General features: G+C 33.3%; 8 protein-coding genes and 3 pseudogenes. 8 read left to right on the forward strand and 3 right to left on the reverse strand.

Going from position 1 to position 10029, the window contains the following annotated elements; translation table 11 throughout:
• The 4 genes from MKX74_RS27895 to MKX74_RS27910 all read left to right on the forward strand — a co-directional run.
• The coding region (locus tag MKX74_RS27895; protein WP_341180684.1) for an IS982 family transposase at positions 1-676 on the forward strand (676 nt) is incomplete at its 5' end.
• Positions 677-789: 113 nt separating this feature from the next.
• On the forward strand, positions 790-1695 hold the full coding sequence (locus MKX74_RS27900; protein WP_341180685.1) for a YncE family protein: 906 nt from the start codon (positions 790-792) through the stop codon (positions 1693-1695).
• 45 nt (positions 1696-1740) lie between these two features.
• Positions 1741-2745, forward strand: coding sequence for a tetratricopeptide repeat-containing glycosyltransferase family 2 protein (locus tag MKX74_RS27905; RefSeq protein WP_341180686.1), 1005 nt, complete (start codon positions 1741-1743; stop codon positions 2743-2745).
• A 570-nt stretch (positions 2746-3315) separates the two neighbouring features.
• Entirely contained in the window at positions 3316-3759 is a 444-nt protein-coding gene (locus MKX74_RS27910) for a helix-turn-helix domain-containing protein (protein WP_341180687.1), read from the forward strand.
• Positions 3760-3922: 163 nt separating this feature from the next.
• Here the strand turns inward: MKX74_RS27910 and MKX74_RS28270 are convergent.
• Positions 3923-4055, reverse strand: a pseudogene (locus MKX74_RS28270) (plasmid recombination protein); the annotation flags it as partial.
• Positions 4056-4885: 830 nt separating this feature from the next.
• On the opposite strand from MKX74_RS28270, the gene MKX74_RS27925 reads away from it, so the two are divergent.
• Entirely contained in the window at positions 4886-5344 is a 459-nt protein-coding gene (locus MKX74_RS27925; RefSeq protein ID WP_030030343.1) for a replication/maintenance protein RepL, read from the forward strand.
• Positions 5345-5396: 52 nt separating this feature from the next.
• Here MKX74_RS27925 and MKX74_RS27930 read toward each other — a convergent pair whose 3' ends face one another.
• On the reverse strand, positions 5397-7004 hold the full coding sequence (locus tag MKX74_RS27930; RefSeq protein ID WP_341180688.1) for a plasmid recombination protein: 1608 nt from the start codon (positions 7002-7004) through the stop codon (positions 5397-5399).
• A 1098-nt stretch (positions 7005-8102) separates the two neighbouring features.
• Entirely contained in the window at positions 8103-8441 is a 339-nt protein-coding gene (locus MKX74_RS27935) for a hypothetical protein (protein WP_098709817.1), read from the reverse strand.
• A gap of 691 nt (positions 8442-9132) precedes the next feature.
• On the opposite strand from MKX74_RS27935, the gene MKX74_RS27940 reads away from it, so the two are divergent.
• The 3 genes and pseudogenes from MKX74_RS27940 to MKX74_RS27950 form a co-directional block, all read left to right on the forward strand.
• On the forward strand, positions 9133-9285 hold the full coding sequence (locus MKX74_RS27940) for a hypothetical protein (RefSeq protein ID WP_341180689.1): 153 nt from the start codon (positions 9133-9135) through the stop codon (positions 9283-9285).
• Positions 9273-9618, forward strand: a pseudogene (locus MKX74_RS27945) (transposase); the annotation flags it as partial. The gene MKX74_RS27940 and the pseudogene MKX74_RS27945, both read left to right, overlap by 13 nt.
• Before the next feature lie 178 nt (positions 9619-9796).
• Positions 9797-10029 (forward strand): annotated as a pseudogene (locus MKX74_RS27950) (IS982 family transposase); the annotation flags it as partial.

The following is a 10029-nucleotide window of genomic DNA, read 5'->3' on the forward strand; positions in this document are numbered from 1 at the left end:
GTTCTTCACTGAATTTCCAAGCAGAACACGATATACTCGTCTTTGTGCGAATTTAACCTATGCTATAAAAATCATCCGTTTCTTTTTTGTGAAACAGAAAACGAAAAACGTCACGACGGCAATTATTGATAGTTTTCCAAGTCCTTTTTGTAAAGAAATACGAAATCGTCGGGCGAGAGTTCTGAGTTCAATTGCTGAGGTTGGCTATAATTCTACCAAAGAAATTTATTATTATGGAGTTAAAATAAGCGCTGCAGTTACTGAATCTGGTTTTCCAATAGCCTATGTGGTTAGTTCACCTAAAATCCACGATGTGCAACTGTTAGAAACGCTAGTTAACGAAGCTCCCGTCTCCCATATTCTTGGTGACAAGGGCTATATAAGCGGTTCTATTCAAGAAAAAATAGCTCGAAAGGGCGTCACAGTCAGCACTCCATTACGTAAAAATATGAAAGATGCGGATAAAATCGACGATACTTTATTAAGTAAACGACGTAAAAAAATTGAAACAGTCTTTTCATCCTTAGAAAGATTAGGGATTCAAGATTTTAGAAGTCGCTCTACATTAGGATTTGAAAGTAGACTAGAAAGCATTTTACTTGTTTATTGTCTCATGCTAGATAAAGCGAGAGAACGGTTTGGGAATACTTTGAGGTACTTTTTAGATTGCTTCTAAATCAACTAGCACCACAGGTAATTCACATTATTTATACTTTATACATATAGTATTGTATATAAAACATATACTTTTTAATTTAAAAATTCTCTAAACAAAATTGAGGTGAAAATATGCAAGTTAATTCTAATTATGATGATATTTCTATATTAACTGTTCCTTATATCCCAACTACACCTGAACAACAACAATATTTAATAGATTTATTTGATTTATTGCCAACAGTAGTTGCAAATTATTTAGACGCTCCTAATACCACTAATAAAAACAGATTAGCAAATATACTTTCAGATTTATATTTTGTATTAATGCAAAATTTCCCTGATGGTTCGAATTATTTAATATATTCATTAAATCAAATAGTTACAGAATTATTAAATACTAATCCTACACAAACTCAAATTATAGGACAACTACAAGCTATTTATGCTTCACTATCCATTTTAACAAATGAATTAGTACTACCATTTGAAATTAGGTCGCTATTATATCAAGATTTAGCAATTCTTGTATCAATTACATTTGAATCTTCTAATCAACCAACAGTAGTAAATAATGTATATGTTACAAATCAAGGATCTGATACTGTTTCAGTTATTGCTGGTACACCAAACCATGTTATTCAAACTATTACTGTTGGCAGTAGTCCTTGGGCAATTGCTATAAATGAAGTAACAAATCGAATTTATGTTGCAAATTATGGACCTGATACTGTCTCAGTTATTGATGGAGTTAATAATGGTGTTATTGCTACTGTTGCTGTTGGATCTGCTCCTAGATCCATTACAGTAAATGAAGTAACAAATCGAATTTATGTTGCAAATTATGGACCTAATACTGTCTCAGTTATTGATGGAGTTAATAATGGTGTTATTGCTACTGTTGCTGTTGGATCTAGTCCTTGGGCAATTGCAGCAAATAAAATAACAAATTTTAGTTTTTTATTTATTTCGTTCATTTCTCATTTATTTTTTATATTCGAACAAAAAAACCATATCTACATACATATAAGCATATGATTTGAAACAGAAGGGACTGCTTTTATGATTACTATTAGTTTATGTATGATTGTGAAAAATGAGGAACATACGTTGCCTATTTGTTTACAATCAATCTCGAATATTGTAGATGAAATTATTATTGTCGATACAGGATCTACCGATCAAACCATTCCAATTGCAAAAAAATGGACACCTCATGTCTACCAAATTCCTTGGAAGTTTCATTTTAGTCAAGCACGCAATACTTCTTTTCAGTATGCTTCTAAAGATTATATTATGTGGCTAGATGCAGATGATATTTTGCAACCTTCGGAGCAAAAAAAACTACAAAAATTGAAACAATCTCTTAATCCTACAATCGAAGCTGTTAGCATGAAATACAACATTCAAACCAAGGTAGGAATCGAACAAACACAACGCATTCGTTTAGTAAAACGTGAGGCAGGATTTCAATGGGAAGGCATTGTTCACGAAGATTTACAACTTAAAAAAAACTATACACATTTTTCATCTGACATTGCCATTACACATACAAAAACAACGCAAACTTCTCCACATCGAAATATTGAATTATACCAACGGGCAATCCAGCAAGAACATACTTTTTCTTTGCAAGATCATTTTCATTATGCTAGAGAAAATTTATTTCATAAAGAATATCGTGTAGCGGAACAACATTTTCAAATGTGTTTGACATTTGATGAATTACCACAAGAAAGTCGTATGGCTGTTTACCATCAATTAGCTACCTGTTATGGTTTAACCAATCAAATTGAAAAAGAACAAGATATTACGTTACAAGCCTTATCTTTAGATATACCCTATCCTCCTTTTAGTTGCCGGATGGGTGAACATTTCTTACGACAAGGAAACATAGAAGCTGCTATCTTTTGGTATACCATAGCTTACCAACAAAAACCTTCTCCTCGTTATGCTTGGATGTTGAATCAATCTGCTTTTTATACATGGGTTCCTCATCAACAACTGGCACATTGTTATGAACAGTTGGGTGACTACAAAAAAGCAAAAAGACATCAATTAAAAGCCAAACAATTTCAACAGAAATAAACCCAATTACATAAACAATTGATTGGATTTATTTCTTCGTTCTTTTATTCTACTTTTTTGTCCATTCGTAATAAAAATTTCTAAAATATCTCATAAAGAAAATAAGAAATTATCTCCTTGTTTTTGGGTGGGAGTGTTGGCTGGGGGTTTGGGGGTTAGCCCCCTGGAACTTTACGTAACTGAATATAGAATAAAGATATAACTTAGAACGATAGAACTGGCGGTTCGGCGGGTATAATTGCTAATCCAAGTCGAGCAACCTATATCCTCGTTTTTGGTCTGTTCGGCTTGGCGAAAAAAAAATCCCTGCCGAAAAAAATTTTGCAAGGATGTAGCGAAGCGAAAAAGGTGGAGATTTTTGAGTGATTTTTACTCAAAAATACTACCTATTCCTTGCGGAATTTTTAGCCCTTATTATAAAAGACACAAAGAGCATATAAAAAAACCCTTATATATTAAGGGTTTTTTTATATAAATAGTTACCATATTTGGTATTGTTCTTACCATATTTGGTATGTATAATAGATACCGATATAGGTAACTATTATTAAATAATTGGAGGGTTAAAAAATGTCATCATTAGATAAAGATATTTTTATTGAAGTACCTGATGAAAAAACAGGGGAAATTCAACAGTATTTATTAACTCCAACAAAACAGAAAAAAGTTTATAAGGGGGACTGGGTTATGATGTTTCAAGAAGGATTAACACATGTTGCCAAACTTAATTTAAAAGGTGAAACATTACGTGTCTATATGATTTTATTAGCAAAATTAGATTATGAAAATTGGTTAAGAATTAGACAAAAAGATATAGCTAAAGAATTGAATATGAATCCTCCACATGTCTCAAGAGCAATTAAAGAACTATTTGAACATGGTATTTTAGTAAAAGGTCCAAAAGTAGGCGCATCTAATACATATCGTTTAGATCCATCTTTTGCTTTTAGAGGACGAGATAAAAATTTAGAACAAGTCAGAAAAGAAATAAAACATCTTAAAATAATAAAATAGGGGTAATACCCCTATTTTACATGTCATGTTCAAAGCGGCTATCCCGTTCTTTTTTTGGTTCTAAAGCTTGTACCGATTGTTGTATCCTTTTACTCAATCCAATTTCTTTATCCACTTTTTCCGCTAAATCCTCACTTCCCATTTTTCGAAGCCAATAACTTGTATAATTTGTAATAAGTTCCATTCCTTTTCCCATTTACGCCTTGTTCTTGCAAAGCTCTATCGATTCCCACACGCTTCGTTAAACCTCGATGACTTGAAAAATGGGGCACATAGTTGATATGAAGATGCGGATTTACAAACAAAGAATAAGATTTTGCGTTACTTCCTTCAATACCACTTTCAGCTTTTGCTAATATTCCTTTTTTGACTAAAGCATTAACCAATTTACTAGTTCTATCCCTTAGCTATTTCTGTATTTCTTATTCTTATAGATTATATTTTAAATAATATAAACTCCATAAATAAAAAAAAGAAAACAACAAATAAAACAGAATTGTAGGATTTTTATATACTATACAGAACACTCCATTTAACATACAAAAAAGGACGTCTGCGAGTTGATACAGACGTCCTTTTTTGTATGTTAAAATACCTCATATTTTAAAATTATATATATTTTCCCACATACACACAATAAAATCACGATTTCCCCTTGTTTTTGGGTGAGAGTGCTGGCTGGGGGTTTGGGGGCTAGCCCCCAAAGGTTTACGTATCTAAATGAAGAAAAAGATAGATATATAGAACGATAAAACAGGCGGTTCGGCAGGTATAATTGTTAATCCAAGTCGAGCAACCTAATTCCTCGTTTTTGGTCTGTTCGGCTTGGCGAAAAACAAAAACCTGCCGAATTTCACTATACAAGGGAAAAAGAGTGGAGATTTTTTGAGTGATCTTCTCAAAAAATACAACTCGACCCTTGTATAGTGAAAAGCCACTTAATTATATAGAAAAGAGTAATTAGTAGTTTAAAAGTAGAATGAGGCTTGATACATAGCTATGAAAGCGCTTACTCTTTGTTGTACTTTTTTACAACCTTTGTTGTACTTTTTTACAACTTTTGTTGTACTTTTTTTACAACATTTGTTATACTTTGTTTAAAATTAAGTTAGAGAGGATAGGTAAAGTGCCAAAACAAAGAACTGAAAATGATGTAATTTATAACGGTAAAAGAAGGCTACAAGATTTAGATACAGGTGAAATATTTGAAGTTGATGATATTGTAAAAAAAACACCAAGAAATGGCTTTATGATCACGTATTTAACCGCAATCGTTCAATTGATAGATAGTTTAGGTAATAAAAAAATGCAAGTAGTAAAATACATACTAGAGAATATGGATAAATCTACAAACACATTAATTATCACTACAAGAGAATTATCAGAAAAAAGCCAAGTCTCAATCAAAACTGTTGTAGAAACATTAAAAACATTAGAACAAGCTCAAATTATTACGAGAAGGACTGGAGCCATTATGATACATCCAAGTCTAATACATCGTGGTAAAGACACTAAAGAAAAATACTTACTTGCTAGATTTCAAGATTTTAATAATAATAAATCTCCAATTAACGAAGTAGAATAAACCGCTTTAAAGTTAATCCTAAAGCGGTTTATTCTTTCTTTATCCTTTGTACTTACATTTCATGTTCAAATCCTCTATCGCGTTCTTTTTTCGGTTCTAAAGCTTGTACAGATTGTTCAATTCCTTTACTCAATCCAATTTCCTTATCCACTTTCTCCGCTAGATCATCACTCCCCATTTTTCTAAGCCAATAACTTGTATAATTTGCAATCGCATCTACCAATCTATTTCCACGTTCATTTAGCGGTTGTTCATATTCTTTCTTGCTATATTTCATCATCCCAACTGCTTTCGCTACATTCGCAAAACTCATTTTTAATCCTTCGTACATTTCATTCACTTTGTTCAACGTTCGTTTCAAACGACTATTTTCTACGGTTAATAGATTCACTTGTTCTTGTAATCTTTGCTTTTCTTCCCACCATTTTTGACCATTCTCAACAGCTGCTTCTTTCCCAATCAAACTTCGTTCCCTTTGATTCACTTCTAATTCTTTATAGCTGATATCCAACTCCTTTTGATTAATAAACTCTTCCCTTTCATTTAAACGTGCTTCTCGGTCCTCTAGAGAGCTCTTAGATTCTTCTATAGCCCTTAACCCTTCCTTGATGCTAGAAACACCTCTAAGACGCTTAGAGAGCGTCTGAGCGTCTTCTTTTGTCAGAATATAGTTTCCTGTTTTTACTTCTTTCTTTTTCAGCAATCCTACTTTTTCTGTTTCTGCTTGCAACCTTCTCATATCAAACAAAGGAAATCCTTGTATATCGTTTTGTACCTGTTCCTTTGTTTCTTCTAGTTTCGTAATCTCTTCTTTTGTATCACCTACTTGTTTTTGTAGGTCTTTCCGTTCTTGTTGTTGTTTTCTCACAATCTGTTCTAACTGTCCTTGAACTGTTTGTAATTCTTCTACTTTTCCCTCTGACTGTTTCACTTCTTTGTCTACCCGTTGTAAATAGGTTTCTTTTTCCTGTACCTGTTTTTCTACAACGGACTTTGTTTCCGCATATTCTTTGTATTGTTTTACTTTCATGTACTTATGAGACCCTACATTCGCTCGTTCAAAATCAGGAATATATTCTTTCGCCAATGATTCGATATATGCCGTTTCTACCGCTCTCCAATTCGCAATCAGTTCCATCCCTTTTCCTTCCACGCCTTGTTGTTGCAAAGCTCTATCCATTCCGACACGCTTCGTTAATCCACGACTACTTGAAAAATGTGGGACATAATTGATATGCAGATGCGGATTCGCTTCATCATCATGTAAAACCATGTTATAAACCGCTAGGTTTGGATTCCGCTCTTGAAATGCTTCAGCATACCTCTGTAACGCTTCTTTTTTCTCTTTCCTACACATTGGGTCATCTTTTCCTTCCCCAATCGCTACAACTAATTCTCGTTGCTCATGTACTTTTTCACTTTTCTTGATTTTCTCGTAGTAATCTTGAATCTTGCGGTCATTCCGTTTTTGTTTCTTGTTATAGGTATCTACTGCTTCTTGAAATACCTCTTTGTATACACTTCGAATATCCTTTTGAACAAAATACATATTGTCGTCTAATCGAGCTGGATCAATACCAGGATTTCCATGTACATTTTCTCGATTGTTATGACTCATTGAACTTTTGTGAGATTGATTAAATGAGATAGAACGCAACACAACATACACCCACTTCCCTAGAATGATTGATACCACGAGTCTAGCAAAGCGACGAAGTGGAGTCAATTAACGTAACCCTATACATATTTTGACGCTACGCATCAAAAATATATAGGGCTCTGCGAGGCCCTTGTCGGCTATGCCGAGTCACTACGTGACCAAAACCAAACCTTGGGCGTTGCCCAAACCCACTGGGGAAACCTTCCCCAGACCCCCTTTATCCAACTCCCCAACCCCTCAATCCTTGAGGGGCTTCCTCGCCGGTTGGCGTCCCCAAAACGTATCGTTTTGAGAAACTGCCAAGAGGATGATAAATCAGTTGCACGAGTCCATTCCTTAATACTCCTTTCATGGATCAGCACAAACCGCTGCACCATTCCAGTCCGCTTACCATGGACTCTTACCTTTTATCTTTCTTCTCCCAATAGTCGTGTCGCGAGTTACTCCAATTACTCATCGAACCCTCAGTCATTAAACAATTAGACAAGTTTGGTAATACAAACCAAATATTGATAGAATAAAGAAATAATATTGGTTTTATTAACAAAATGAAATAAATAGTTCATTTTGTTAATAATTTAGTTTATTGATATAAAAAAATAGGAATCTTTTTTTAGATTCCTTAAAAGAAAATAGAATAGGTAGGATACAAAACTTATTAATAAATTTTGTATCTCTTTATCTTATGTTGAGTATAAATTTAGGTTTGTACATTTTAGTTTTAAAAAAAGCAAAACAAAGAATTTAAATTCTTTGTTTTGCTTTTTTGTCCTGGGTAAATTTGAGTTGGAATTAGTGAAGGTAAGGAGTTATTAATCCTTACTAGCATGTTATGACTAGAGTCAAAAGAAGCTTGTACATTTTAAATAAAATTTTTTTATTATATATAAAAGGGGCCAAGAAATAATTTTTAATTTTATTTCTTGGCATGGGTGTTTGGAACGTTTGGATGCTGTCCCTCACATTATTGTATGTTTGCATTGATTAAACGGTTTGTTATTATGATTCTTTTGCAACAAAAAACACTTATTAAAATAAGTGTTTTTTGTTGCAAAAGTCAATTTATAAATTAAAAGAATTTGTTTTCTAATTTTAAAATTATTCATCACATATTGGACGTTCACAACAGAATCGATTACAATCTGGTGAATTTATAGAAACTACATTGATTTTATTAATGGCAATACGTGCTAAACCAGGAAAACAATCAAAATCAGAAAGAATGATTACACTATTCCCTTGAAATCCTTGAAATGTTGCGCTTGTAGGTGGTTGACAATCATATTGAATGACAAGACAAGTTCCAGGAGCTAATGTTCTTAAAAATTGTAATAACCCCGGATTACTATCATTATTTTCAGTAACAATTTGCTCTTTTCTTCTAGGAAGTTCTCTATGATCATTACAACCACAACCTCCACCAAAACCAAAACCCATAATATTACCCCCTTTCGTTCATTAGTACATCTTATGCTTGTCTAGAAAGGATGGTGTAAGCATGTAAGACTAGTTAATTGTGGATTTTTATACAAAATCAAAAAGGAATTCCTTTGTTTTTGGGTGTGAGGTGAGGTTGGGGTGAAGCGAAGCGAGGGGCTAGCCCCTTCATATGCATCAAATACATATTGCAAAAAAACAATACTTTGGTTGGAAGAACTAGCGATTCGGCAGGTATACTTATGAATCCAAGTCGTACAACCTATATCCTCGTTTTTGGTCTGTTCGGCTTGGCGATATCCCAATTCCCGCCGAATTCCCCAATACTACTCGACCCTTTGTATTGGGGAAAGCCCTTTAAGATATATAGAGAGTACAAGCTCAAAAACATTGATTTATAAGGGTTTTCTAGTAAACTATGTTCAACCCTAGACTGAACATAGATGAACAACTTGTTTAAAATAATATTGTTTTTATGAATAGGTTGTTCATATTTTGAACACTGAGGAATTATTTAAAGAACACAAATTCGAAAATTTAAAAGTTTTAAAAGACGAAAAGAAATAAAAAATGTTCCCTGCATACAAGATACAGAGAACACGGTGCAGATAAGATTGAGCCCCTATTTGCATGTCTCCAGTATGCAGAAACATTTTATATAAATCAAATACATTTGCTGGAGGAATTTATAATGATTGCAAACCAAATGTTAGAGATGATTGTCGAGCAAAGTGTACAAAAACTAGAAAAAATCAAAAATATTGAAAAATTACATAAAAACCAAAACAAATTCACTTTTGAAGAATTTATTCAACTTGAACTAGCAATCACGCTAGAAGCGTGAAAAACACATGGACAGCTAATGAAAAGGCTACGATGCCAGAAAGAAAGTATCAGGAATCAAAAGACATATCGCTGTAGATACCAATGAGCTCATTCATGCCATAAGAGTAACAACTATTAATATAACGGACCGAGAGGATACCATCCAAATATTCGAAAGGCATAGGGAAACATTGGACAAAGTGACAAATATCCTTTTGCACCATCAATAAAAGAGGCAATTGATTGTTTGGTTGAAATCATCAAACACTCTGAACTTCACAAATTTGTCGTGTTACCAAAACGCTGGATTGTGGAACGCACCTTTGCTTGGTTAGAAAATTACCGTAGATTGAGTTGCTTATTGACAGGTGTGACAATTTTATTGAAAAGATTTTAAACAAATTCTTAAATGTACTTTTTTATAATTCACACCTGTGGTGCTAGTTGATTTAGAATTTTAAAAGATGCTGGAAAAGCAGAAAAAGATTGCATATATTGAACTCAAAACGACCAAGAAATGAGTGAATGATATGCAATCTCCTAAATACACAAATAATTATACAGATACCTATACAGTTTTTAAACAAATTTTAGAAATTGTCGTTAAACTATATAAAAAATGTATACCAGCCACGATTAAACATCGTAAGAATGTTGATAAATTAATTCAACCCGATACCGTGATAATCACTTGTGTATTATGGGGGCTAATGCTTGGTTACAACAGTCAAAGAGCCACGTACCGTGCGGTACGAACGATTCT

The sequence above is a fragment of the Paenibacillus sp. FSL K6-1230 genome (assembly GCF_038002385.1).
Lineage (GTDB): Bacteria > Bacillota > Bacilli > Paenibacillales > Paenibacillaceae > Paenibacillus > Paenibacillus massiliensis.